General features: G+C 63.5%; 27 protein-coding genes and 2 pseudogenes. 10 read left to right on the top strand and 19 right to left on the bottom strand.

Annotated features, from left to right (window positions below; all coding sequences use genetic code 11):
- Nucleotide 1: 1 nt before the first annotated feature.
- The 5 genes from X566_RS02020 to soxY all read right to left on the bottom strand — a co-directional run bounded on the left by X566_RS02020 (nucleotide 2) and on the right by soxY (nucleotide 4,675).
- Nucleotides 2-721 (bottom strand): c-type cytochrome, encoded by a 720-nt coding sequence (locus tag X566_RS02020; protein ID WP_051443807.1) that lies wholly within the window; start codon nucleotides 719-721, stop codon nucleotides 2-4.
- Complete coding sequence (gene soxC, locus X566_RS02025) at nucleotides 705-1,982, bottom strand: sulfite dehydrogenase (protein WP_034463063.1); 1,278 nt, start codon at nucleotides 1,980-1,982, stop codon at nucleotides 705-707. The genes X566_RS02020 and soxC overlap by 17 nt, the downstream gene beginning before the upstream one ends.
- Nucleotides 1,983-2,057: 75 nt before the next feature.
- The gene (gene soxB, locus X566_RS02030; protein ID WP_034463065.1) at nucleotides 2,058-3,755 is read right to left on the bottom strand and encodes a thiosulfohydrolase SoxB; all 1,698 of its coding nucleotides are present in this window, start codon (nucleotides 3,753-3,755) and stop codon (nucleotides 2,058-2,060) included.
- Nucleotides 3,756-3,853: 98 nt separating this feature from the next.
- A complete protein-coding gene (gene soxZ / locus X566_RS02035; RefSeq protein ID WP_034463067.1) occupies nucleotides 3,854-4,183 on the bottom strand; it encodes a thiosulfate oxidation carrier complex protein SoxZ in 330 nt (109 codons plus the stop codon).
- 27 nt (nucleotides 4,184-4,210) lie between these two features.
- Entirely contained in the window at nucleotides 4,211-4,675 is a 465-nt protein-coding gene (gene soxY / locus X566_RS02040; protein ID WP_034463068.1) for a thiosulfate oxidation carrier protein SoxY, read from the bottom strand.
- A gap of 180 nt (nucleotides 4,676-4,855) precedes the next feature.
- Between soxY and soxA the strand changes: the two genes are divergently transcribed.
- Nucleotides 4,856-5,689 (top strand): sulfur oxidation c-type cytochrome SoxA, encoded by an 834-nt coding sequence (gene soxA / locus X566_RS02045; RefSeq protein ID WP_034463069.1) that lies wholly within the window; start codon nucleotides 4,856-4,858, stop codon nucleotides 5,687-5,689.
- 11 nt (nucleotides 5,690-5,700) lie between these two features.
- On the top strand, nucleotides 5,701-6,342 hold the full coding sequence (soxX, locus tag X566_RS02050) for a sulfur oxidation c-type cytochrome SoxX (RefSeq protein ID WP_034463070.1): 642 nt from the start codon (nucleotides 5,701-5,703) through the stop codon (nucleotides 6,340-6,342).
- Between the two features lie 82 nt (nucleotides 6,343-6,424).
- Here the strand turns inward: soxX and X566_RS02055 are convergent, their stop codons facing one another.
- Nucleotides 6,425-7,024 carry a thioredoxin family protein gene (locus X566_RS02055; RefSeq protein WP_034463071.1) on the bottom strand — a complete coding sequence of 200 codons (600 nt, stop codon included), beginning with the start codon at nucleotides 7,022-7,024 and terminating at the stop codon, nucleotides 6,425-6,427.
- A 14-nt stretch (nucleotides 7,025-7,038) separates the two neighbouring features.
- Entirely contained in the window at nucleotides 7,039-7,749 is a 711-nt protein-coding gene (locus X566_RS02060; RefSeq protein WP_409337822.1) for a cytochrome c biogenesis CcdA family protein, read from the bottom strand.
- A 166-nt stretch (nucleotides 7,750-7,915) separates the two neighbouring features.
- Here X566_RS02060 and X566_RS02065 point away from each other — a divergent pair, with 166 nt between their 5' ends.
- The 3 genes from X566_RS02065 to X566_RS02075 all read left to right on the top strand — a co-directional run bounded on the left by X566_RS02065 (nucleotide 7,916) and on the right by X566_RS02075 (nucleotide 9,908).
- Nucleotides 7,916-8,278 (top strand): hypothetical protein, encoded by a 363-nt coding sequence (locus X566_RS02065; protein ID WP_051443808.1) that lies wholly within the window; start codon nucleotides 7,916-7,918, stop codon nucleotides 8,276-8,278.
- 15 nt (nucleotides 8,279-8,293) lie between these two features.
- Entirely contained in the window at nucleotides 8,294-8,668 is a 375-nt protein-coding gene (locus tag X566_RS02070; protein ID WP_034463072.1) for a metalloregulator ArsR/SmtB family transcription factor, read from the top strand.
- A 130-nt stretch (nucleotides 8,669-8,798) separates the two neighbouring features.
- Entirely contained in the window at nucleotides 8,799-9,908 is a 1,110-nt protein-coding gene (locus X566_RS02075) for a YeeE/YedE family protein (RefSeq protein ID WP_034463073.1), read from the top strand.
- Nucleotides 9,909-9,957: 49 nt separating this feature from the next.
- On the opposite strand, the gene X566_RS02080 is transcribed toward X566_RS02075, so the two are convergent.
- The 4 genes and pseudogenes from X566_RS02080 to X566_RS02095 all read right to left on the bottom strand — a co-directional run.
- Nucleotides 9,958-10,407 (bottom strand): DsrE family protein, encoded by a 450-nt coding sequence (locus tag X566_RS02080; RefSeq protein ID WP_034463075.1) that lies wholly within the window; start codon nucleotides 10,405-10,407, stop codon nucleotides 9,958-9,960.
- Nucleotides 10,408-10,520: 113 nt separating this feature from the next.
- Complete coding sequence (locus X566_RS02085; RefSeq protein ID WP_034463076.1) at nucleotides 10,521-11,570, bottom strand: YeeE/YedE family protein; 1,050 nt, start codon at nucleotides 11,568-11,570, stop codon at nucleotides 10,521-10,523.
- Nucleotides 11,571-11,772: 202 nt separating this feature from the next.
- Complete coding sequence (locus X566_RS02090) at nucleotides 11,773-12,228, bottom strand: low affinity iron permease family protein (protein ID WP_081740016.1); 456 nt, start codon at nucleotides 12,226-12,228, stop codon at nucleotides 11,773-11,775.
- Nucleotides 12,229-12,351: 123 nt separating this feature from the next.
- A pseudogene (locus X566_RS02095) lies at nucleotides 12,352-12,954 on the bottom strand (UdgX family uracil-DNA binding protein); the annotation flags it as partial.
- A gap of 238 nt (nucleotides 12,955-13,192) precedes the next feature.
- On the opposite strand from X566_RS02095, the gene X566_RS02100 reads away from it, so the two are divergent.
- From X566_RS02100 to ligD, 3 genes are read left to right on the top strand one after another with little or no spacing between them, the layout of a single operon-like run.
- Entirely contained in the window at nucleotides 13,193-14,152 is a 960-nt protein-coding gene (locus X566_RS02100) for a Ku protein (protein ID WP_034463077.1), read from the top strand.
- Between the two features lie 2 nt (nucleotides 14,153-14,154).
- A complete protein-coding gene (locus X566_RS02105) occupies nucleotides 14,155-14,364 on the top strand; it encodes a hypothetical protein (RefSeq protein ID WP_034463078.1) in 210 nt (69 codons plus the stop codon).
- 46 nt (nucleotides 14,365-14,410) lie between these two features.
- The gene (gene ligD / locus X566_RS02110) at nucleotides 14,411-17,173 is read left to right on the top strand and encodes a DNA ligase D (RefSeq protein WP_034463079.1); all 2,763 of its coding nucleotides are present in this window, start codon (nucleotides 14,411-14,413) and stop codon (nucleotides 17,171-17,173) included.
- Between the two features lie 17 nt (nucleotides 17,174-17,190).
- On the opposite strand, the gene X566_RS02115 is transcribed toward ligD, so the two are convergent.
- Together X566_RS02115 and X566_RS02120 are read right to left on the bottom strand one after the other, a co-directional pair.
- Nucleotides 17,191-17,409 carry a hypothetical protein gene (locus X566_RS02115; protein WP_152539774.1) on the bottom strand — a complete coding sequence of 73 codons (219 nt, stop codon included), beginning with the start codon at nucleotides 17,407-17,409 and terminating at the stop codon, nucleotides 17,191-17,193.
- Nucleotides 17,410-17,564: 155 nt separating this feature from the next.
- Nucleotides 17,565-17,804 carry a hypothetical protein gene (locus X566_RS02120; RefSeq protein WP_152539775.1) on the bottom strand — a complete coding sequence of 80 codons (240 nt, stop codon included), beginning with the start codon at nucleotides 17,802-17,804 and terminating at the stop codon, nucleotides 17,565-17,567.
- Between the two features lie 411 nt (nucleotides 17,805-18,215).
- On the opposite strand from X566_RS02120, the gene X566_RS25565 reads away from it, so the two are divergent.
- Both X566_RS25565 and X566_RS02135 read left to right on the top strand, forming a co-directional pair.
- Nucleotides 18,216-18,509, top strand: a complete 294-nt coding sequence (locus X566_RS25565) for a DUF6496 domain-containing protein (protein WP_034463085.1) — start codon at nucleotides 18,216-18,218, stop codon at nucleotides 18,507-18,509.
- Between the two features lie 19 nt (nucleotides 18,510-18,528).
- Complete coding sequence (locus X566_RS02135; protein ID WP_034463087.1) at nucleotides 18,529-18,822, top strand: DUF3175 domain-containing protein; 294 nt, start codon at nucleotides 18,529-18,531, stop codon at nucleotides 18,820-18,822.
- Between the two features lie 20 nt (nucleotides 18,823-18,842).
- Here X566_RS02135 and X566_RS02140 read toward each other — a convergent pair whose 3' ends face one another.
- The 6 genes and pseudogenes from X566_RS02140 to X566_RS02165 all read right to left on the bottom strand — a co-directional run bounded on the left by X566_RS02140 (nucleotide 18,843) and on the right by X566_RS02165 (nucleotide 23,635).
- Nucleotides 18,843-19,073, bottom strand: a complete 231-nt coding sequence (locus X566_RS02140; protein WP_034463088.1) for a hypothetical protein — start codon at nucleotides 19,071-19,073, stop codon at nucleotides 18,843-18,845.
- 87 nt (nucleotides 19,074-19,160) lie between these two features.
- Nucleotides 19,161-19,616 (bottom strand): CBS domain-containing protein, encoded by a 456-nt coding sequence (locus X566_RS02145; protein WP_034463091.1) that lies wholly within the window; start codon nucleotides 19,614-19,616, stop codon nucleotides 19,161-19,163.
- A 160-nt stretch (nucleotides 19,617-19,776) separates the two neighbouring features.
- Complete coding sequence (locus X566_RS02150; RefSeq protein WP_343213029.1) at nucleotides 19,777-20,412, bottom strand: isochorismatase family cysteine hydrolase; 636 nt, start codon at nucleotides 20,410-20,412, stop codon at nucleotides 19,777-19,779.
- A 51-nt stretch (nucleotides 20,413-20,463) separates the two neighbouring features.
- A pseudogene (locus X566_RS02155) lies at nucleotides 20,464-22,427 on the bottom strand (PAS domain S-box protein).
- Between the two features lie 209 nt (nucleotides 22,428-22,636).
- Entirely contained in the window at nucleotides 22,637-23,074 is a 438-nt protein-coding gene (locus X566_RS02160) for a hypothetical protein (protein ID WP_034463093.1), read from the bottom strand.
- Between the two features lie 300 nt (nucleotides 23,075-23,374).
- Nucleotides 23,375-23,635, bottom strand: coding sequence for a hypothetical protein (locus X566_RS02165; RefSeq protein ID WP_051443811.1), 261 nt, complete (start codon nucleotides 23,633-23,635; stop codon nucleotides 23,375-23,377).
- Between the last annotated feature and the right edge of the window lie 13 nt (nucleotides 23,636-23,648).

The following is a 23,648-nucleotide window of genomic DNA, read 5'->3' on the forward strand; positions in this document are numbered from 1 at the left end:
CTCAATCCACCTTCGGGCCGGACTTGCTGTCCGGCGTGACGTCGATGGAGATCGCCCGGCCGATCACCTTCGGCGCGCTGCGGCAGTTCTTCATGCACGGCTCCTTGACCCAGAATTTCTTTTCCGCCGTCTCGCGATCGTCATCGTAAAATGCATCCGCATTCGGCAATTTGAGTGAGGTGAAATTCTTCTCGTTCAGCTCGAAATTCTCGTCTTTGATGACATCGTTCATACTGAGAAGATAGGCGGTCAGCGCGTAAACCTCGTCCGCCGACAGCGACTGCGCATTGCCATACGGCATCGCGCGGCGAATATAGTCGAACACCGTCGAGGCATCCGGCCAGAACGAGCCGACCGTCTTGTCCGGCCGGTCCGCCTTCAGCGTGCCGATGCCGCCCGCGAGCGCCGGCCAGCGGCCGTTGCCCTGGCCGAACTCGCCGTGACAGGCCGCGCACTGCGCCTGAAAAATCTCGTCCCCCTGCTTCACCGTGCCTTTGCCGACCGGCAGCCCCTGACCATCGGCACGCACGTCGATGTCCCAGGCGTTGATCTCCTCCGGCAGCGCGGGCCGGCCGAGGCCAAGCTTAGGCGATGTCTTCGTCGATGACAGCTTGGCCGCATCATGTGCGGCATTTTGCTGCGCCGGCGCCAGGCTCAGACCAGCGATGATCGCAACGGCCGCGAGCCCGGCGGCGACCTGGAGCTTAGCCAATCTCGACATTCTCGGTCTCCCCGTTGGAGCGCACCAGCCAGGTCTGGATGCCGTTGTTGTGATAGATCGAGTTGACGCCGCGCACCTTGCGCAGCTCCTCCTTGGTCGGCTGCACGTAGCCGGAGGAATCCATCGCCCGCGACTGGATCATCATCTCCTGCCCGTTCCAGTCGAAATCGACGTAGAAGCGGGTCAGCGACTTGTCGAGCACCGGCCCGTCGATACGCGCGGTCTGCCAGTTCTGGCCGCCGTCGATCGACACATCGACGCGCTTGATGGTGCCGCGGCCGGACCAGGCGAGACCGCTCAGCACGTTGCGGCCCTTGACCTTCAACGGCGCCTGCGGCGACGGATTGGTCACCACCGACTTCGCATCCATGATGAAGGTGTAGCGGCGCGAGCGGCCGTCGGCGAGCAGGTCGGTGTATTTCGAGGTCTCCTCGCGGGTCTGCCACGGCTGATCGCCAGCCTCGATCCGCCGCAGCCACTTCACCCAGAGATTGCCCTCCCAGCCGGGAATGACCGCGCGCAGCGGATAGCCTTGCTCCGGGCGCAGCGCCTCGCCGTTCATGGCGAAGGCCAGGATCACATCGTTCAGCGCCTTCTCGATCGGCAGCGAGCGGTTCATGCCCGCGGCATCCGCGCCCTCCAGCATCAGCCACCTCGCCTTCGGCTTCAGCCCGGCCTCGTCCAGCAGCGTCTTCAGCGCAACGCCAGTGTACATGACGTTGTGGACCATGCCGTGGGTGAACTGGCAGCCGTTGAGCTGCGCACCGCGCCACTCCATGCCGGAATTCGCCGCGCACTCAAGGAAGCAAATGCGGTTGACGCGCGGCATGCGCTTGATGTCGTTCATGGTGAAGACCAGCGGCTGCTCGACCAGACCGTTGATCATCAGCCGGTGATCGGCAGGGTTGATCTCGGCGACGCCACTGTGATGGCGCTCGAAGCAGAGGCCCGACGGGGTGATGATGCCTTCGAGTTCATGCAGCGGTGTGAAATTGACCGAGGACTCCGGCGAGGCTGTCAGCCAGGGCACGTCGCGCCGCACCACATGCTTCTCGAATTTCGACGGCACCCCGTAAGGGCGCTTGTCGACGCCGTCGCCGAGATAGCGCTGCCAGTCCTGAACCTCGGTGATCAGCGGATCGGGCTTTTGCGCCTCGGCCGCCGCCATGGTGGCGAGGCCCGGCAGCGCGGCCCCGGCGAGCCCAGCAGCGCGCAGAAATCCGCGACGGTTGATGGGGTGAGCAGCGGCCTCGTCACTCATGCCACATCCTTTCTTCTTATTTATCCCAATATGTGAATATGTTTGCCGGACATGTGCGCATGAATGACCTCTCCATCAGGCTCCGCTGACTTTGACCGCAGCGTTCGGCGCGATCGTCACCGTGCCCTGCTTGCGCACATGGGCGGCGACCACGTCCCAGATCGCCGGCCCCTGCGTGTTTTCGTTGATGCTGGCCCAGCCAGCGACGGCGTAGGTCTTCGACGCCTCGATCGGCTTGCCGGACTTCAGATGGGTCATGTCCGAGATGCGCGAGCCGACCGGCTTCGACACATCGATCGCGTAGCCCATGCCGCCGACGCGCACCATGTCGCCGCCGCCCTGGAAGTAGGGATCGGGATGGAAGATGTTGTCGGCGACATCTTCCAGCACTTCCTTGAGCTGGGCGCCGGTCATCTGATTGCGGTAGCAGTTCGGATAGGTGATCGCGGTGGCGTTGCTGATCTGCTCGAAGGTGATCGGATCGCCCGGCAGCAGCGTGCCGCCCCAGCGGAAGCCCGGCGACAGCGCGATTTCGACGTCGCGTTCGCTCAGCATGGCGTTGCAGATCAGATCGTCGAAGGTGCCGTTGAAGTTGCCGCGGCGATAAAGCAGCGAATCGGTCTTGCCGATGGTGGCGGCGAGCTGCTGCGCGAACGGCGCACGCAACTGCTCGACCAGCTTCGCCATCGCCGGATCCGGCGAGATCGCATCGGCGAACACCGGCATCAGCTTGAAACGAACGTCTGCGACTTTCTTGTCCTTCACCGCGATATCCAAACGCGAGACGAACTTGCCGTGCGAACCGGTCGCGACCAGCACCGTATCGCCGACCTTGATCAGCCCCGGCATCGCATCATGGGTGTGCGCGGTGAGAATGACGTCGAGGCCCTTCACCCTGCCCGCGAGCTTGTGGTCCACATCGAAACCGTTGTGCGACAGCAGCACGACGATCTCGGCGCCCGCGGCGCGCGATTCATCCACCTGCTTCTGCAGGTCGTCCTCGCGGATGCCGAACTCCCACTTCGGGAACATCCAGCGCGGATTGGCGACCGCCGTGCGCGGCAAGGCCTGACCGATCACCGCGACCTTGACGCCGCCACGCTCGAACAGCTTGCGGCCTTCGAACACCGGCTCCTGCCATTCGTTGTCGCGTACGTTCTGCGCGAGGAAGGCGAACGGGGCTTTATCGGCGATCTCCTTCACCCGGTCGGCGCCATAGGTGAACTCCCAATGCCCGACCATGGCATCGACCTTCAACGCGGACAGCACGTCCACCATGTCCTGCGCCTTGGTCTGCAGCGAGGTCCAGCTTCCCTGCCAGGCATCGCCGCCGTCGAGCAGCAGCACCTTGTCCGCGCCGCGCTCGGCGCGCACCGCACCGACCAGCGTGGCGATACGGTCCATGCCGCCCATGCGGCCGTAGTTGCGCGCGAGCGCAACGAAATCATCCGCGGTCAGCGCGAACGCGTCCGCGGAGCCCGCAGCGATGTTGAAGTATTTCCGGAACTCCGCATCGGTGAGGTGCGGCGGCTGTCCCTTCGCCTCGCCGACACCGAGGTTGACCGACGGCTCACGGAAATGCAGCGGCATCAGCTGCGCGTGGGTGTCGGCGATATAGAGAATCGTCACGGTGCCGAGCGGATCGAAACGCAGGATGTCAGCCTGCCTCAGGCGCTGCTGCGCGGCGAGACGCCCGAGCGGACCCGCGCCGCTGCCGGCCAGCATCGCCGATGCCGCTGCCGTTGCCTGCAGAAACTCGCGTCGCGAAATCATCGGCTACCCTCGATCCCTTGCGTGATCAGGCCGAAGGGAATTGCTTGCGGACAAAAGAGCTCTCACCCTTGCGGCGAGAGCCCGTGACATGCGGCGCCTCAGGCGACCGTCAGCTTGTTCTTGGAGACGTATTCCGAACCGTCGTCATCCTTCCAGGTGAAGGTGAACTCGCCCGACTCCGCCGCCTTGTAGAAGAACGACTGATACGGGTTGGCTGAAATCGCCGGATTCCAATCCGCTTCGAACACCAGCTTGCCGTTGAACTCGGCGGTGAACTTGTTGATGATCTTGCGCGGCACGATCTTGCCGGCGGAATCACGGCGCTGGCCGGATTCCATCTCATGCGAAATCAGCGTCTTGATCTCGATCAGTTCGCCCGGCTTGGCCTGGGCGGGGAGACGAATGCGCGGGGTGGGCTTGGTGGACATGGGACGATCCTCGCCTGAAATGTGTTGTCAGCCGCCGCAGCCGCCGATGGTGACCTTCACGTTGGCCTTCGCCATATGCAGGCTGCCGTTCGACATCTCGGCGATGCAGACGATGTTCTGGGTCTGCGCGAGGCGCATGCGGGTCGAAGCGGAGGCCTTGCCGCAGGCCGGCGTGAACTTGTAGCTGACGACGCCGGGCAGCGGATTGCCGTCGGCATAAACATGCACCGCCTTCACATAGTCCGCGTCGGTCATCGGGCTTTCGACTTCGACATTGATCGGCACCACGAGGCCGTTCTCGGCGATCTCCGGCACGTCGAGCTTGATCTTGCCGCTGCCCATCGCCTTGTCGCCGTAGAGCTTCTTAATCTCGGCCGTGACCGCCTGCTCGTCGGCCATCGCCATCCGCGGCGCAAGAACCGCAACAAAGCCCGCGAGCCCGGCCAGTGCGAGCGCTTCGCGGCGGGTCGCTTCAACCGCCTTCAATCCCATGACGTCCTCCACAGGAAGTTCTTCATCGTTCTTCGATAGTAGCGCTTGACGTTGCCAAGTCAGTCCTATCATGATCCTCAAATATCATTATATTGTTTTTTTTGAATGTAAAGCTATCCAATCGGCTGAGGAAGAACGCGGGAGCCGCTTAAGACGGATCGCGCGCAGGGAGGAACCGAGATGAAACGAACCGCGCTGGGCTGGGCGTTGGGTGCCGCCGCAATCTGCGCCTCCGTGGCACTGACGATCGGCATTGTCAGAGCCCAGGACGCCGCCGAGAAGGAGATCGAGCGCTATCGCGCGATGATCTCCGATCCGATGTCGAATCCCGGTTTCCTTGCGGTGGATCGCGGTGAAGCGCTGTGGAGCGAGAAGCGCGGCACCAAGAACGTCTCGCTGGAGACCTGCGACCTCGGCCTCGGCGCGGGCAAGCTCGAAGGCGCCTATGCGCAACTGCCCCGCTACTTCGTCGATGCCGACCGGGTGATGGACCTGGAGCAGCGCCTGTTATGGTGCATGCAGAACGTCCAGGGCTTCGACACCAAGGACGTGGTCGCGCGGCGGTTCTCCGGTCCCGGCCGCGCATCCGACATGGAAGACCTCGTCGCCTTCATCGCCAACAAGTCCAGCGGCATGAAGATCGACCTGCCGCTCAAACATCCGAAGGAGCTGGAGATGGCGGCCGTGGGCGAAGCGCTGTTCTACCGGCGCGGCGGCGTGATGGATTTCTCCTGCGCCACCTGCCATGCCGACGAAGGCAAGCGCATCCGCCTGCAGGGACTGCCGAACTTCTCCAAGCCCGGCAAGCAGCCGCAGGAGACGATGGGCTCGTGGCCGACCTACCGCGTATCGCAGGGCGCGCTACGCACCATGCAGCACCGGCTCTGGGACTGCTTCCGGCAACAGCGCTGGCCCGTTCCCGAATACGGCTCCGACGCCATCACCGCGCTGACCGTCTTTCTGAACAAGCAGGCCATGGGCGGCGAGATCAACGTGCCGTCGATCAAGCGCTGAGGGGACAGACCATGAAACAGACATCGACCATCGCCGCGCTGCTGCTCGCGGGCGCTGCTGCCCTCACCCTCGCCTCGTCCGCCGTCGCGCAAACCGCGCAGCCTGCGGTCAAACCCGATCCGGCGCTGGTGGAGAAATACGTCAAGGCCACCTTCGGCAAGGCGCCGCCGGAATGGCAGGCGCGCATCGAGCCGGATGAGACGCTGAAGGTCTGCAACCAGTATCGCAACGAACCGCCATCGGCCGAGGCCGACAAGATCGTCAAGCGCGAGCTGGCGAAGGTGGTGTTTCCCGCCGACGGCAAGCTGATCGGCGACTGGAAGGAAGGTGCGAAGATCGCCAACAACGGCCGCGGCGGACAGTTCTCCGACGACGAGAAGACCGTCAGCGGCGGCAACTGCTACGCCTGCCACCAGATGGAAGCCGCAGAATTGAGCTTCGGCACGCTCGGCCCGAGCCTCACCAACTATGGCAAGGACCGCAAATACGACCCGGACGAGGTCAAGCAGGCCTTCACCAAGATCTACGACTCGCAAGCCGTGGTGGCCTGTTCAAACATGCCGCGTTTCGGTGCCAACAAAGTGCTCACCGAAAAGCAGATCATCGATCTGGTGGCGTTCCTGTTCGACCCGCAATCGCCGGTGAACAAATAGGGCCATTCTCAGTAGGACCATCCTCAAACGACAAAGTCCCCGCCTCGGCGGGGACTTTTGTTTTGGACAACAGCGCTAACTGCTACGCCTGCTTCTTCAGCCAGTCGGGAAACGGCGCAGACTCATAGCCCTTCTCGCGCACGTAGCGGAACATCGCCAGGAATTCCGGCGGCTCCAGCAAGCCCGGCATCCGCGCCACCTCGCGGGCCTGGCCTTTCTTCGCGGCGAGCCCTGCCGTCGTCTCCGGAAAGAACTGGATCGTCGGCGTGAAGCGGACGCCGTAGCTTTCGCCGAACGCCTTTTCGCCGAGCTTGCGGCCGTCGAAATCGGTGACGATGCGCGCGCCGATGTGGTTGAGATGCAGGATCTCGAAATTGTCGCGGATGTAACGCTCGATTGTCGGATCGAGCATGTGGACCTCGTGCATCCGCTTGCAGGCGGGACACCCCTTCAAACCCCACAGGATCGCAAAGCGCTTGCCCTTCTCGGTCGCCTGGGTGAGGTCGTCGGCAACATCGAGGAAGCTCTCCAGATACCAGTCCATCTGATAGAGCCCGTCATCACCGAGTGTCGGCTTCGCAGCGCGCGCGGGCACGACGGCGAGGCCGGCCATGCTTGCGCCCACCGCAGCGATCGCCTGCCGTCGCGTCAATCCATGCCGGCCATGTTTGCCACGGGTCATATGCCTGCCTCCGATCAGCCGATCGATCCAAGAACGGGGAACGTCTCCAGCAGCCAGCCCGCAATCACAGGCATCGTGCCAGTCAAGAGCAGAAGGCCGGTCAGCACAAGGCCGGCGCCGATCACCTTCTCGACAGCCGCCATATGCGCGCGCAGCCGCGCCATCAGCCGCAGGAACGGACCGATGAACAGCGCCGCCAGCAGGAACGGAATGCCGATGCCGAGCGCATAGGCGAAAAGCAACAACGCGCCGCGCGTGGCCGATCCGTCGATGCCGGCCACCATCAGGATCGTCGCCAGTACCGGGCCGACACATGGCGTCCAGCCGAACGCGAATGCGAGCCCAACCACATACGCTCCCAGCAGACCCGCTGGATTGGTCGAGGCTTGAAAGCGCGCCTCGCGAAACAACAGTCCGATCCTGAACACGCCGAGGAAGTGCAGCCCGAGCACGATGATGACGACGCCGGCGATGATGCTCAACGTGGCGAAATGCGCGGTGACCGTCTGGCCGATCAATGACGCGGATGCGCCAAGCGCGACGAACACCGTGGCGAAGCCGAGCACGAATGCCAGCGCGAGCGTCACCACCCGCCAGTTCGGCCCATGCGCAGCCGTCTTCTGATCCGTCAGATCCTTGAGGCTGACGCCTGCAAGGAAGCACAGATAGGGCGGCACCAGCGGCAGCACGCAAGGCGACAGGAACGACAGCAACCCCGCGGTCATCGCGCCTGCGAGAGAAACGCTCGGAATCACGGCCGTCTCCACCCTATCGCGTTGATCAGACGCGAGCTTTTCTAAGACCCGCACTCTGGAAGAAATATGCGAATTCGTGTATATGTAACACATGTTGCCACGCTTGCGCCCAAAAACAGCTCTGCTCGCAGCAGCCATGCTTGCAGCAGCGGTCGCTTGGCCGGCGCTGGCGCAGGCCGCAGAGCTCGTGATGTTCGCGCGCACGGGCTGTCCATGGTGCGAACGCTGGGACCACGAGGTCGGCGCGCTCTATCCCAAGACCGAAACCGCGAAGCTGCTGCCGCTGCGCCGTGTCAACATCGACGCCCGTGCGCCGCAAGGCATGATTTTGGCAACACCCGTACTGTTCACACCGACCTTCGTCGTGGTGGATGGCGGACGCGAGGTCGGTCGCATCACCGGATACATCAACGACGACGCCTTCTGGGGTCTGCTCGACCAGCTCGTTGCGAAGCTGCGGGCAACGCGACCGGCGGGCGCGAAGCTCACCCCGTCATAGCGATCGGCATACACCATGGCATCGATCCTCTCCCCTGAACTTGAGAACGAATTGCGCGACGGCGCGGAGTATTCGCCCGAGCTCGACCAGCTCATGACCAAGGCGCGCAAGGCGAGCAATTTCCTCAAGGCGCTCTCGCATGAAAGCCGTCTGCTGCTGCTCTGCCTGCTGGCCGAGCGCGAACGTTCGGTGAGCGAACTGGAGAACATCCTGTCGCTGCGCCAGTCGGCGGTCTCGCAACAGCTTGCGCGGTTGCGCTACGACGGCATGGTGGACACGCGCCGCGACGGCAAGACCATCTATTACCGTCTCGCCAACGACGACGTGCGGCGGGTGATTTCCGTGGTCTACGACATCTTCTGTGCCCCGCCGGCCAAGACGAAGGACTGACAGACCGCGTCGACAGCAGCGGAGAATGAAGCATTTCCGGCACCGGCCGGGATAAGCTTCGCGCCATACCGTATCGAGCACGGTCGCATCGGACATGTGGTCCGGATCGTGCTGTCAGGGAGTGAACGCCATGCAGACGCAATCTGCCTGGATCCTCGCCTTGTGCGGCCTTTTGATCGGCGTTGCGGCCGGATTCGCCGCGCGCCGGGCAAGGCTCTGCACATTCGGCGCGATCGAGGATGCCCTCGTCGGCGGCGACAGTCGCCGGCTGAGGGTTCTCGGGCTGGCGCTCGGCATTGCGGTTCTCGGCACGCAAGGACTGATCGCCACCGGGCTGCTGAATCCCGAACTGACCAATTACATCCCACCCGCCTTGCCGCTGGTCTCGATCCTGCTCGGCAGCACCATGTTCGGCATCGGCATGGCGATGGTCGGCACATGCAGCTTCGGCTCGCTGGTCCGGCTCGGCGGCGGCGATCTCCGCAGCCTGATCGTCATCCTCGTGTTCGGCGCCTGCGCCTATGCGACGCTGCGCGGCGCGTTCGCCGGTTTCCGGGTCGGCGTGCTGGAGCACTTGGCGCTGCCGATGCCGGACGGCATCCGCTCCGACATGGCCTCGCTCTCCGGCCGCGCGCTCGGCTTCGACGTGCGGATCCCGCTTGCCGCCATCCTCGGCGTAAGCCTCTGTTGGCTTGCGCTCGGTGATCGCCGGCTGTGGCGCGCGCCGCGCCTGCTCAGCGCAGGCATCGTGCTCGGCGCGCTGGTCGTGCTCGGCTGGGCGGTCACCACCTGGCTGCGCGACGAGTTCGCCGGCCCGTCGCATCCGCAAAGCCTGACCTTCGTCTCGACGGTCGGCAAAGCGATCTTCGCCGGGCTGTTCAATCCGGCAGCTTTCGCGGACTTCGGCGTCGGCAGCGTGTTCGGCGTGGCGATCGGTGCCATGCTCGCCGCCTGGCACGCGGGCGAGCTGCGCTGGGAAGCCTTCGATGACGATCGCGAGATGCGCCGCCATCTCCTCGGCGCTGTGCTGATGGGAAGCGGCGGCATTCTCGCCGGCGGCTGCACCATCGGCCAGGGGCTCACCGCCGGATCGATGCTGGCGCTGTCATGGCCATTCGCGGTCGGCGGCATGGTGATCGGCGCCCGGCTCGGCATCGCGCTGTTGGTCGAAGGCTCGACGCGGGATCTGCTGCAGCGCAAATTCGGCGGCCTGATCGGCCGGGGCCGGCGGATCGATTGATCGAACTCGCGTGACGGCGCTTCGGGCGGCGGCCTATGCCGCTGAGCCCTCAGGGCCGTAGATAGCTCCAGCCCTGCTCCTGCAGCTCGATCAGCCGTACCGCGCCGGAGGGGACGAGTTCGGCCTGCGAGATCATGCCGACCGGCTTGCCCTCGCGCTTCTCCATGCCCTGCTTGGTGTTCTCGCAGGCGAGAAACTTGATGGTCGACGGGAAGCTCGCATCGACGATCTGCTTGATCCTGTCCCGCACCGGCGAGCTATCACTGCGCAGCATGTGCAAGCCGGGACCGAAGGTGACGAGCTCGATCTGCGCCGTCTCGTTCCTGGACTTGTAATATTCCATGATGTTGGCGGCGTTGTTGAGCGCGAGATTCATCACCTGTGGATCGTCCTGATCGACCTGGATCGCAATGCGATGCTCCCTCTCCGCGGCCAACCCCGGCAAGGGCGCCAAGGCCAGCAGCATCACCGCCACGATCGCACTGTACAGGGTTCGCATCGCCGTTCTCCGCGTTCGCAAAGGATGCGTCATGTTATAGGCCTCGCGCGCGCAAACAAGCACGCTGCCATGGCGCTCGCCTCACTCATTCAGGACACTTGAATTCAGGCCGCTCAGCGCGCGGCAAGCGCCGGCACGACAGCCCGGCCGCGCAGGCCGATCGCGGCACCGCTCAGGATACCGGCCGCGGCGACGAACGACGGCAGTGCCAGCGTCGACAGCCCGGTGAGGCCCTGGCCGACCGAGCAGCCATAGGCCATTGCGCCGCCGATGCCCATCAGCATCGCGCCCGAGACCGAGCGCAGCATGTGCGGCGCGGAGGTATAGCCCTCAAGCTGGAAGCGGCCGGTCAGCAGCGCGATCGTGAAGCTGCCCGCGAGCACGCCGAACACGACGGCCACACCGAAGCTCAGCGACAGGCCGGTGGACAGCATCACATATTGCAGCGAATCCGACAACGGCGCGACGAAGGTCAGCGAGGTCACCGGGATCGGGTTGAACTCATCGACGGCGAACCAGCCGGTTGCGGCCCAGCCGGCCACCACCAGCGCGCCGACGCCAAGGCCCGCGATTACCGCCGAGAGCGAACGGCGGAAAGTCGCGTCCGAGAAGGCGAAGATCGCCAGTCCGCCGCTGATCGCACCCGTCGCCAGCACGCGCGCGGCAAGATCGGACAGACCGAGCATCGACAGCAAGGCGGGAACGGACACCGCGTCCGGCGACACTTGCGTCCACTGCATGAATGCCAGGCGCGCGGGACCGAGCAGCCCCTTCAGAGTCATCTGCGCGGTGATGCCGATCAGCGCAATCACGACGAGCGAACGCAGATTGCCCTTGCCGAGCAGCACCAGCGCCCGCGCCGCGCAACCATTCGAAAGCACCATACCGAGACCGAACAGAAGCCCGCCGACGAAGATCAGCGGCGCCGAGAAGGTCGGCTGCAGATAGAGCGACTTGCCGATCTCGACGGTGCCGGTGACGGCGAGCGCTTGGGTGCCGGCAATGGCCACGGCGAGCGCCAGCGCGAAGCTGCGCAGCTTGCGGCCATCGTTGTCGTTCCACCAGTCGCGCAGTCCGCTCAACAGGCAGAAGCCCGTGAGCAATCCCAGCCCGCCGAAGGCGAGACCAATGGCAAATCCGGCAAGGGCTGAAAGGTCGGGCACGGCACAACGTCCTGGTTCAGGCGACGAAGCCAACGTCTGTCGGCAGTGATCTAAAGGGTGCCCGGTGGCGGGTCCAGACGCGCCGAAAATTGAGTTTAAGTTGCCAAGGAAGTCATTCAGCGGAGAAGGTCATTCCACCAACAAACGATCAGTCGATAGAAATATCCTTCGACGGAGGACATCCCAGGCGGCCACCGACGGCTCACCGGGTGGCCTTCTCGGCGACCGGGGCGGATGTCTGGGCGACACTGCCGCCGGTCGCTCCGGTCTCACGATGCCCGTGCTGGTCGCTGTGCCCATGCCGCGCGGCGCGCGCCTCGATCTTCCGCTTCAGTTCATCGAGCTCATCATCGTTGAGGTGTTCGATGCCGATGAAAGCATTGCGGACATGACCGGTCCTGATCAGCTCGTCGAGTTTGACCTGGATCGCAGCGCTGTCGCGATTCTGCGAGTTCTGAATCAGGAAGACCATCAGGAAGGTGACGATGGTCGTGCCGGTGTTGATCACGAGCTGCCAGGTGTCGGAGAAATCGAACAGCGGCCCGGACAATCCCCAGACCACGACAACCGATACGGCCAACGCGAACACCGGGGCGCGTCCTGCGGCGCGCGAGGCGCCGCTTGCGAGAACCGAGAACCAGTTACGCGACGCACTCATCGTTCGATCCTGGTTCGACCATGCTTACCCGCTCCATTCGCGTCTAAAACGCGCGCGGATAGGATGCGGTTCCCCGCCATGGGGCGAGCCACCCACACGCGAGAGCGTCGCGGGTCGGTGTCGTTACGCTGCAATCTTCCGGATACGGCGCATGTCGGCGACGAAATCCTTATAGCCCTGACGCCGCGCCGTATCGTCCGGCATACGCAACAGATAGGACGGATGCACGGTGACGTAACCCGGGCGGCCGGCGAAGCGCGTCTGTCCCCGCTCGCGCATCACCGACACGGACTTGCCCGCGAGCGCACGGGCAGCGCTCGCGCCCAGCGCCACCGTCAGCTTCGGCTTGATGAGTTCCAGCTCCTTCTCGAGCCACCAGCGATAATGCTTGATCTCTCCGGTCGTCGGCGATTGATGAATCCGCCGCTTGCCGCGCCGTTCGAATTTGAAATGCTTCACGGCGTTGGTGAAGTAGACGTCGTCGCCATCGATGCCGGCTTCTGCGATCGCCCGCCGCAGCAACTGTCCGGCGGGACCGACGAACGGCCGCCCCTGCACATCCTCCTGATCGCCGGGCTGCTCACCGACGAAGACGATGGCCGCATCCGCGGGCCCCTCGCCGAGGACTGCGTGGTCGCTGCCTTTCACGTAAGGCGGCGCCTCGGCGATGGCCCGGTTGAGTTCGGCAAGGCTCTTCGGATCCTGCTCCGACATCGATCCGTCCGCTGCAAATGACAGAAGTTCTCCTGCGATCAAACGCTGCCGGACATCATTGTTCCAGAACACAACAGGAACGATGGGCTATATATCGCGGCGTTTACCACGATCGGATTCGGAACCTTAAGAGCATCGTGATATTGAACAATTGCCTCGTTAAGCGCGTCATACTGCCTCGTCATCTCGCCCGATCCGGCAACCCGTTTGAAGCAGCCGAGTTTGGAGTAACCCGAGTTTGGAGTAACCAATGGCTCCGCGTGCGAATTGGAAGGGCTTCTTGCGTCTCTCTCTCGTGACCTGCCCGGTCGCGCTGTTTCCGGCCACATCGGAAACCGAGAAGATTTCGTTCAACCAGATCAATCGCAAGACCGGCCACCGCATCAAGTATCAGCGGATCGATGCGGAAACCGGCGAGGATGTCGACAGCGAAGACATCGTCAAGGGCTACAAGGTCGATACCGATACCTACATCGAGGTCAGCAAAGACGAGCTCGACAACATCGCGCTGGAATCGACCCATACCATCGAGATCGATCAGTTCGTGCCACGCGACGAGATCGACGATCTCTACATCGTCCGCCCCTACTATCTCGTCCCCGACGGCAAGGTCGGCCACGATGCCTATGCGGTCATCCGCGACACCATCAGGGCGACCGGCAAGGTCGCTCTCGCGCGCGTCGTGCTGACCAATCGCGAGCACATCATCGCGCTGGAGGCGCGCGACAAAGGGCTGGTCGGACTGCTGTTGCGCTATCCTTATGAGGTCCGCCAGTCCGCCGACTACTTCGACGACATCCAGGATGTGAAGATCACGAAGGATATGCTCGATCTCGCCAAGCATATCGTCGATCAGAAGTCCGGCCACTTCGAGCCGGAGGCATTCGAAGACCATTACGAGGCGGCCCTGATCGAGCTGATCAACCAGAAGCAGGCTGGCCGCCCGATCACCAAGGCCAAGGTGAAGACCGAAGGCAACGTCATCAACTTGATGGACGCGCTGCGGCAAAGCCTGAAGGGCGGCAAAGCTGCCGCGGAGACGGAAGCTGCGCCGAAGAAGCGCGGCCGAGCCAAGAAGCGAGTCGAAGGCCAGCGTGAAATGCTGTTTCCGATCGAGGGCAAAGGTCAGAAGGCCGCCAAGAGCGCACCCGCCCGCGAAGCCGGCAAACGTCCCGCGCGCACGACAACGCGGCAGAAGCGGACCGGCTGACCATGCCGCGCAAGCTTATCGCCTTCGATGACGAGACGATGAGCGCGCTTGCCCAGCTCGGCCGAGACCGGATGGCGACGATCCAGGATCTTGCCGACGAGGCCTTCGCCGATCTGCTCAAGAAGCACGGCGTGCCGATCGACCTGAAGGACGCCTTGCGCAAGAGCGCCCGCAGTCCCGCGGAAAAAGCCAAGCTGCGCCGGCACTCCTGACCCCTTCGGGCGTTGTCGGTGTGATCATCATCGCGCGAGACCTGCCGTGGCCACTGCAAAGCTCTCGACCTATCGCAAGAAGCGCGACTTCTCGAAGACCTCCGAACCGAGCGGCAAGGCGCGCGTCGCCCGTTCGAAACTGCCGCGGTTCGTCATCCAGATGCACGACGCCACCCGCCTGCACTACGATTTCCGCCTGGAGCTCGACGGCGTGTTCAAGTCATGGGCGGTGACACGCGGGCCCTCGCTCGATCCAAAGGACAAGCGCCTCGCGGTCGAGGTCGAGGACCATCCGCTCGACTACGGCGACTTCGAAGGCACCATTCCCAAGGGACAGTACGGCGGCGGCACCGTCGAAATCTGGGATCGCGGATACTGGCATGCCGACGATCCGCATAAAGGTCTCGCCAAAGGCGACCTCAAATTCGCGCTGATGGGGCAGAAACTCGAAGGCGAATGGGTGCTGGTGCGCATGAAGCATGATCGCACCGGCGGCAAGCGCACCAACTGGCTGCTGATCAAGCACCGCGACGAGTATGCGATGGACGGCGACGGGGCGCGGGTGCTCGACGATGACCGCTCGGTCGCCTCCGGGCGCACGTTGAAACAGATCGCCGAAGGCAAGGGCCGCGCACCGAAGCCGTTCATGATGAGCCGGCAGACGGCGGGAGCTGCGGCCGTCTGGAATTCCAATCAGGGCGCCGCGGCGGAGGCGCGGGCCAGCCGCCCTCGCCCTGCGCCAACGCCGCGCGCCGCGGCGAAGGCGACCTCCGAGGCTGGTTCCAAGGTTGGTTTCAAGGCTGCCTCGAAGACATCTCGCACCAAAAGCCCCCGCCCAGCGTCGGGCGCTGCCAAACGCGCGAAGGCGATCAAAACCGACGATCTTCCGGACTTCGTGCCGCCGCAGCTCTGCAATGCCGCGCAACGCCCGCCCAACGGAGACCGCTGGGTGCATGAGATCAAGTTCGACGGCTACCGCATCCAGATGCGCGTCAAAGATGGCGAGGTCTCGCTGAAGACGCGCAAGGCCCTGGACTGGACCGATCGTTTCGCAACGATCGCCAAAGCCGCAGCCCAGCTTCCCGATGTCATCATCGACGGTGAAATCATCGCCCAGAACGATCAGGGTCATCCGGACTTTTCCGCCATGCAGGCGGCGCTGTCGGACGACGGCAACACCGACGATCTCGTCTTCTTCGCCTTCGACCTTCTGTTCGCAAGCGGCGAAGATCTGCGCGAGCTGCCGCTGGGCGAACGCAAGGCGAAGCTGCACGCCCTGCTGCGGAAGCATTTTCGCGGCCGCGCAGCGCCGATCCGTTACGTCGAACACTTCGCCGCCGACGGCGACGCCTTCATGGCCAATGTGCAGAAGGAGGGGCTGGAGGGCGCAGTGTCGAAGGAAATCGATGCGCCGTACCGGTCTGGCCGTGGCGGCAGTTGGATCAAGACCAAGTCGCGCCCAGGCCATGAGGTGGTGATCGGTGGCTGGAAAACCACGAACGGCAAATTCCGCTCGCTAATGGTCGGCGTCAACAAGGACGGGCGTCTCGTCTATACGGGAATCGTCGGGACCGGCTACAGCGCCGACACCGTCAGGCGCATCATGCCGGCGCTCGAAGCCGCCGCGGCATCGAAGAGCCCATTCAGCGGCAAGGGCGCTCCATCCGGTGGCAAGACGATCCACTGGCTGAAGCCCGAGCTCGTCGCCGAGATCGAATTCGCCGGATGGACCGACGATGGCATGGTGCGGCAGGCGGCTTTCAAAGGATTGCGCTTCGACAAGCCCGCGAGCGAAGTGCGCGCCGAGATCGCCCATCGCACGACGCCGAAACCCGACCCGCTCGCCGACCAGGCGAAATCCGAACGGGCTGCTGCCCGGCGCGCGCGACTGAGCGCGCCGGCAAAACGGTCCACCAAGAATGCAACCGTGTCGGGCATCGTCATCAGCAAACCGGATAAGCCGCTATGGCCCGCGGACGCCGACGGCAAGCCGATCACCAAGCAGGATCTCGCGGAATACTTCGAGGCAGTCGCGGATTGGATGCTGCCCCACATCAAGGGCCGGCCGTGCTCGATCCTGCGGGCGCCCGACGGCATCGGCAAGGAAACGTTCTTCCAGCGCCATGCGATGCCCGGCCAATCGGAATTCGTCACCGAGGTCAAAGTCTCCGGCGATCGCAAGCCCTACCTGCAGGTGGACAGTCTGGAGGGTTTGATCGCCGTCGCACAGTCGGGCGGGATCGAGCTGCATCCATGGAACGGCGCTCCCGGCCGTCCCGATGTGCCCGGTCGGCTGGTGTTCGATCTCGACCCGGCTCCCGATGTCGCATTCGATGCCGTGATCGACGCCGCGAAGGAAATGCGCGAGCGGCTCTCGGCCCTGGGTCTTGAGAGCTTCTGCAAGACGACCGGCGGCAAGGGTTTGCATGTGGTGACGCCGCTGGCTCATGGCAAGAACGACACCGTCACCTGGAAGCAGGCCAAGGCCTTTGCGCAAGCCGTCTGCGCGCAGATGGCAAGCGACAGCCCCGCACGCTATCTGATCAAGATGACCAAGAGCCTGCGCAAGGGAAAGATCTTCCTGGACTATCTGCGCAACGACCAGAAATCGACCGCTGTCGCGCCGCTCTCGCCGCGGGCACGCGCGGGCGCGACGGTATCGATGCCGCTGACATGGACGCAGGTGAAGGCGGGTCTCGAGCCGACACGCTTCACCGTGCGGACGGTTCCGGCGCTGCTCGGCAAGAGCAAGGCGTGGGACGGCTATGATCAGGCAGCAAGCTCACTGCGGACCTTGCTCACCCGTTGAGTGGTTCATACGCGCGCTCAGTGCACCGTATCCAGCGGCTCCAGGAATGCCGCACAGCCGTTTGCATCGAAGGCGACGATGCAAAGACCTTGGTTCATCAAGTAGGGTTGCTCACGCAGCATCGCCGCGGCGAGCAACCGCCCCTCCTCGGCGACGGCGTCGTCCTCAAGCCATAGCTCGCCCGCCGTCTCCTCGAACGAGGTGAGGTCGGTAATCTCGAATACATAGTGCTGCATCAAGATGGGTTCCTCCATGAAGAGACCAAGACCAGCAGCGGTGTTTCGTTCCCCTGCACGCGCGTAAAAATACGGCACCGGGATGCTTTGCTGTGGATCGCTGTGAATAAGTCCGCTCAGCCGCGCTTTAAGGTATCCCGCTCCACCTTCTGCGATCACCGCAGCAAGGCTTCACGCTGCGGCCGGAGCGGCACCAGCACCTCCGTCGATGCGTCGAAGCCGCACTGCTTGCATTGATAGCCGCGGATCTCCTTGCTGCCCTGATCCGATTCCTTTCGCGTAAATTCGGTCAGCCACATCTGGATGTGGCAACGCGGACAGATCGGAGGCTTTCTGCGATCGACGATCTCGTCAGGCGACGGCGCGGTCTCGTTGCCGAAAAAAGTCGCTCCCATGCCCTGCACCCTTTCCTTCCGCTCGTGGTCGTCACGGTTGTCTGACGCCGCCGAACGGCTCACGCGCGCACCGCAACCGATTGGCTATCCACGCGGGCCCCGGCATCCGGTGTGCTCGAGATCATCCACTCCTCCAGTTCCGGATCCTCGCATTGCGGGATGATGGCCCATTGCCGCACGCGCAGGCTCCTTGGCAGAGGATACAGGACACTCACAGCACGCTTAGATCGTTCGGCGCACATGTCGGCCTCCGTGCCGCTAACTCGCGCGGCGAAAATGTTGTTCCTTGGCCGAGGAATTTCTTCAATCACGAAGCGTGGCGCAGGATGGTTCCACAGCACCCGCGCTTTCGGGGAACGATGTGACGCCGGAGAGATTGACCGAACGGGAGCGAAACCAGACGGAGCCGGCATGGCGAAGAAAGCAGCGAAAAGGCGTTACTCCAAAGGCGCCGGACGAAAGGTCGAGCGCGCGATGAGAAAGCGCAAGTCGGGCAAGCTTCGAAGCGGACGCAGCGGCCGCAAGGTCAAGAGCCGCAAGCAGGCGATCGCAATCGGTCTTTCCGAGGCACGTCGGGAAGGCAAGAAAGTCCCGAAGAAGCGCACCAGCAACAGCAAGAAACGATCCTCCAAGAAAAGATCATCCAAGAAGCGCTCATCCAAGAAGACGTCGAAAGCGAAGGCATCCAAGAAGCGGCGACGCTAGACCGATAGGGAGATTGGCTATGCCCCGATCGTCGAAAAAGTCATCCAAGAGACGCTGGTCGGCGGAGGTCACGCGCACGAGCGATGCGCTCGATCTCAAGCAGCAAATCTTCAAGCAATCGCCCAAGCAGATCGCCGCCTCGCTGAAACGATCGGCCGAGCACAACCACCGCCGCAAATCGTCGCCATTCCGCTCGGCGATGTCGATGCTCACCTTCTACATCAATCGCGCCGGCAAGAACCTTTCCGCCACCCGGCGCAAGAAACTGGAAGCCGCAAAGCACGAACTGCGCGTGGCATTCCATCGCGCCTAACTGGCCACCGGCAGCCATCCTCACTGGTCGTATCCACTCGGCCCGGTGGCGGTGCTGCCGGAGATCATGTCGCCCTGTCCGTCGACGATCACCTCGACCCGATGTCCCTCATGGATGGCGAGACTGGCCGAAGCGACCGCAGCCTCGAAGGCGGCCTCGCGGGTCGCATACGATCCGGTGACCTTGCCGTCGTGGTCGATGCCCCATTCGCCCTTGCGAACGGGCAGGACCCGGTAAAGCGCCTGTCCCATCACCTGTCTCCTCTGATGTTTGAGCCGCGGGTCCGCGAAGGACGGCGGCACGTCACGTCTGCCGCCGTCCAATCCGCGCGCCGGTTGTTACAGCCGGCCGTCCGACTGGGAATGCTCGCCCCCCGGCTGGGATATGCCGGCCAATGCATTGCCGACATGCTGCATCTTTCGCGATCCCGCCTCGGCCAGCGCCACGTCTCCCAGCGAAAGAATGCCGACCAGCCGTTTGTCACGGTTGAGAACCGGCAACCTGCGAATCTGCTGGTCCGCCATATTGCGGGTGACGTCCTCGATCTCCTGATCCTCGAAGCAGTATTTTACATCCTTGCTCATCACATCCCGCACCGGAATGCTCGGCCCCTTGCCTGCGGCAATGCCGCGGACCGCGATGTCGCGATCGGAGATCATTCCGACCAGCCGATCATTCTCGCCCACCGGCAGGATGCCGATATCCAATTCCGACATGCACTGCGCCGCCATCTGCAGGGATTGTTGTGGATCGACGGTGCAGACGTCGGTCGACATCAGTTCGCTGACACGCATGACTTCTCTCCCTTGCTTCCCGTAGCGAGGTGAACCCGACGATGCGCGGCAAGTTCCTCTCTTGTCTCGCCACGAGGCAAAGACACGTCAGCGCAGATTTCGTTCCTCACGGCTTTCCGGGATAGATGCCGGAACCGGAGATGACAGGCGACCATAAGCCTCAGCCCGCCAGCGCCTCGATTGCCTCCCGGGTCCCGGCGAGCTCGATCTGGATGTCCAGCCGCCGCGAATACATCTGCATCAACGCATCGTGACCTTCATCCGACGACGAGCAAACCGCATCGGTGATCAGAACCGTGCGAAAGCCGTAGTCGACGGCACTCATGACCGTCGACAAGACACAGACATCCGTTTCGGCGCCGGTCACGATCAGGGTGTTGACGCGCCGGTCCGCCAGCCGCAGCGCCAGCCGGCCATCTGCGAACGCCGAATAGACGGTTTTGTCGAACAGCTTCGCCGGCGGGATGAACCGTTCCAGCTCGGGAACGAGACGGAGGCAGGACGGGTCGATCCGCTCGCGCGTGACCACCTGCCATTTGCGGTAGAAGTCCCGCCAGCGGCCGGGCATGTCGTCGGCATGGGCCGGGGGAATGAAGCGGGTAAAGACCGTCCGCTCGGCCAGCGCCTCGCTGATCCGCACCACGTTCGGAAGCACGCGCTCCATCCACGGCGTCGGCCACGGCCCGTCGGGGCCGAACATCGCCTGCATGTCCAAGCACAGGTGAACGGCGGCATTCGTCGCGATTGGCTGCAAGTCGCGCGCCCCAAGGCGGTTCAGAGGAAGAACGAAGCTCAACGCGCGAGCAGCGGAACGGTTTCAACAAGCGGCGCGCCAGCGCCGTTCCGCTCAGGCGCTGGCCCGTTCCGGATCGGCGCCGACGCTCAAGGCTTGGTCGATCGCCTGAACGAGATCCTTCTCCATGAACGGCTTGGAGAGCTTGGCAAACCGAAGCTGCGACTGAGTCGGAAGCTCGCCATAACCGGTCGCAAGCACGATCCGCACCTGCGGCCATTCCTGCTGGATCGCCGCCGCGAGCTCAAGTCCGGTCATGTGCGGCATCGCCTGATCCGTCACGACCACGTCCACCGTTTTGCCGGAACGCAGGATATCCAGCGCCTTGACGGCCGAACTCGCCTCCAAAACCTCGTGGCCGAGCTCCTGCAGCACGGCAACCGTATTCATCAGCACCAGCATGTCGTCGTCGACTGCAAGCACGCGAAGCGAGGGCCGCTGTCCCTCGGTGTGCCGGTCAACGCTTCGCTGCACGGACACGCTCGCGTCGGTCGCTGCCGGAAGCCATAGCTCCGCACGCGTCCCCTTGCCCTTCTCGCTATGCAATCGGAGTTGGCCGCCGGACTGCTCCGCCAAGCCCTTGACCATCGGCAACCCGAGGCCGGTCCCCTTGCCGATCCCTTTGGTGGTAAAGAACGGCTCCATTGCCTTTCGGAGCGTGACCTCATCCATCCCTTCGCCTTGGTCGATGACCGACAGGCAGACATAGGTGCCGGGCTTCAGCACTCCGTCATCCTTGCCAACGACCACCTCACATCCATCGATGACAAGCTCGCCGCCCTCCGGCATTGCATCGCGCGCATTCATGGCGAGATTCATCAACGCCATCTCGATCTGGTTGGTATCGGCGATCACGCACGGAAGCTGATCCGACACCCGGTTCTCGAAATAGACGCGCGGACCGAGGGAGGGTTGCAGCAAGGGGGTCATGTTATCGATCAGCGACCGGACCGCGATCGGCTCCGGCTTCAGGTTCTGACGCCGCGCAAACGCCAGCATGCGCTGTGTCAGCGCCGAACACGCTTGGCGCCTTCGAGCGCATTCACGAGCAAGGGCCTGATCCGGGTGTCATCGCTTGGCAGCCGCTTCAGGGCGCGTTCCAGACTGCCCATGACCGCCGCAAGCAGGTTGTTGAAATCATGCGCGACGCCGCCGGTGAGCTGGCCGATCGCCTCCATCTTCTGCGATTGGAACAGCGCCTCACGGGCCTGCTCGAGCGCACGCTCCGCATCCCGTCGCTCGGTGATATCTCGCGAGACCTTGGCGAAGCCGAGCAGCGACCCGTCATCCGCCCAGATCGGATCAATGACGACACTGGCCCAGAACTGCGTGCCGTCCTTGCGGACGCGCCATCCCTCGCCGCGATACCGTCCATCCTCCCGCGCCATCCGCAAGGCGTTGTCCGGCACGCCGTTGGCGCGATCGGCCTCCGTATAGAACTGCGAGAAGTGCTGGCCGACGATCTCGTCCGGTTCATAACCCTTGATGCGCTGAGCGCCGACATTCCAGTTGGAGACGTATCCATCCTTGTCCAGCATGAAGATCGCATAGTCGGTGACACCCTGCACCAGCAGGCGGAACTGCTGCTCGCTGGTGCGCAGCGCCTCCTCGGTCCGCTTGCGTTCCGTGAGATCCCGCGAGACCTTGGCGTAACCGGCGAGCACACCATCCGTCTCATAGACCGGCTCGATGACGGTGTTGGCCCAGAAGCAGGTGCCGTCCTTGCGAACCTGCCAACCGTCGTTCTCGAACCTGCCACGGCGGCGGGCCATGTCGAGGGCGCGTGCGGGCAACCCGCTTTGCTGGTCCTGCTGGGTATAAAAGACGGAGACGTGCTGGCCGATGATCTCCGGCGCGGAGTACAATTTGCTGCGCTGGGCGCCTGCGTTCCAACTGACTACCCGCCCCTCGGGGTCGAGCATGCAAATCGCGTAACCGGCAATGTTTTCAAGCAACAGCCGAGAGTATCCCTCGTCCTGCAAGCGCGACGAGGCTACAAATCGCTTCATGAGAGTCATCATTGCCCAACATACCAACCAATCCGGCTCGGTTGGCGTAACGATTGATCGGCACGCGTGTTCCGCCGCGCCAGACACAATTATGGTGCTGGCGTGAACTCGTGGCCTCTACTCGACCATAGCAAGGATTTGAAGCCAAGACGTGCGGCGAATTGTGCGCCGCAGAATGGTTCGCACCGTCGCGCGGGTCGAATCCGATCGTCGCGCTGCTAGCGCCAGCCGGCTCCCATCTCGGTATCGATCGCGACCGGGACAGCCGCCATTCGGCGCGGACTTTGCACCGGATGAGGAGGAGGCGCCGCGGCCGTCCTCAAGGAGGCCGGTCGCGAAGACGTTGTCCTCGCAATGCGGCTGGTGTTGCGGACGACGCGGACGGTCTGGTGCGAGGCTTCCGGCGCCTTCGCCATTGCGTCCCTCACCGTCGGCGACACGGCGTCGGTCGATGCTGGCCGCTGCTGCAGCGTTCCCGAGAAATCCGCGAACGTGGTGGGACCCGCCGTCTTCTGACCGCCGTGATCAGCTTTGACGCGGATATCGTAACGGATCGATTCCGAACCGGCAGGGCGCGGTGGTAGATAGTGACCGACAGCCAGCATCACCGCGAGGAGGATCGCCCCGACATATGAGAAGTACTGGACCAGCGGCATCGGATACTCACACACCTGATCGCGCCGCCGTGATCGCAAAACCATCGTGCGACGCGCCAGTGCTCAAGCAACACGCAACGCACGCGGATGTTCCACCCGCGTCGTTGTCATATGGTTAAGTAGGGAGCGGCGTCGCCGAAAAAAGAGGGTGCGACAACGAAGAATAGTAAACGCCAACGCGCTAGACCGCGAGCACAGCAAACGTCAGAGCCGCGGCAATCACCGCGACGCCTGCCACGATCAGAAAGACGAAGAGCTTTCCCACAGCTCCCCCACCCCGCATCACACCGCTTCGGTCCGTCAGTCGATCCTGATGACCGGAAAGTCGGACTTGCCTTCATCAGCCTGCGCTCTGTCGTAGGCCGAGATCGCGAGATTCGCCAGACGGATCTTGTGGCGCTCTCCGCGATCGAGCAACCGCATGATCTCGGTCGCGAGCAACGCTTGCGCGATCATTTCATCCTCGATCGTGTAGGTCGCACGCACAAAGCTCCATGCGATGTCGAAGGCCTCTTCTGCCGCCTGCTCGTTCAGATACTGAAAAGCCGACCACGCATACATGACAATCTCCCGT

This window comes from Afipia sp. P52-10 (assembly GCF_000516555.1).
Taxonomy (GTDB): Bacteria; Pseudomonadota; Alphaproteobacteria; order Rhizobiales; family Xanthobacteraceae; genus P52-10.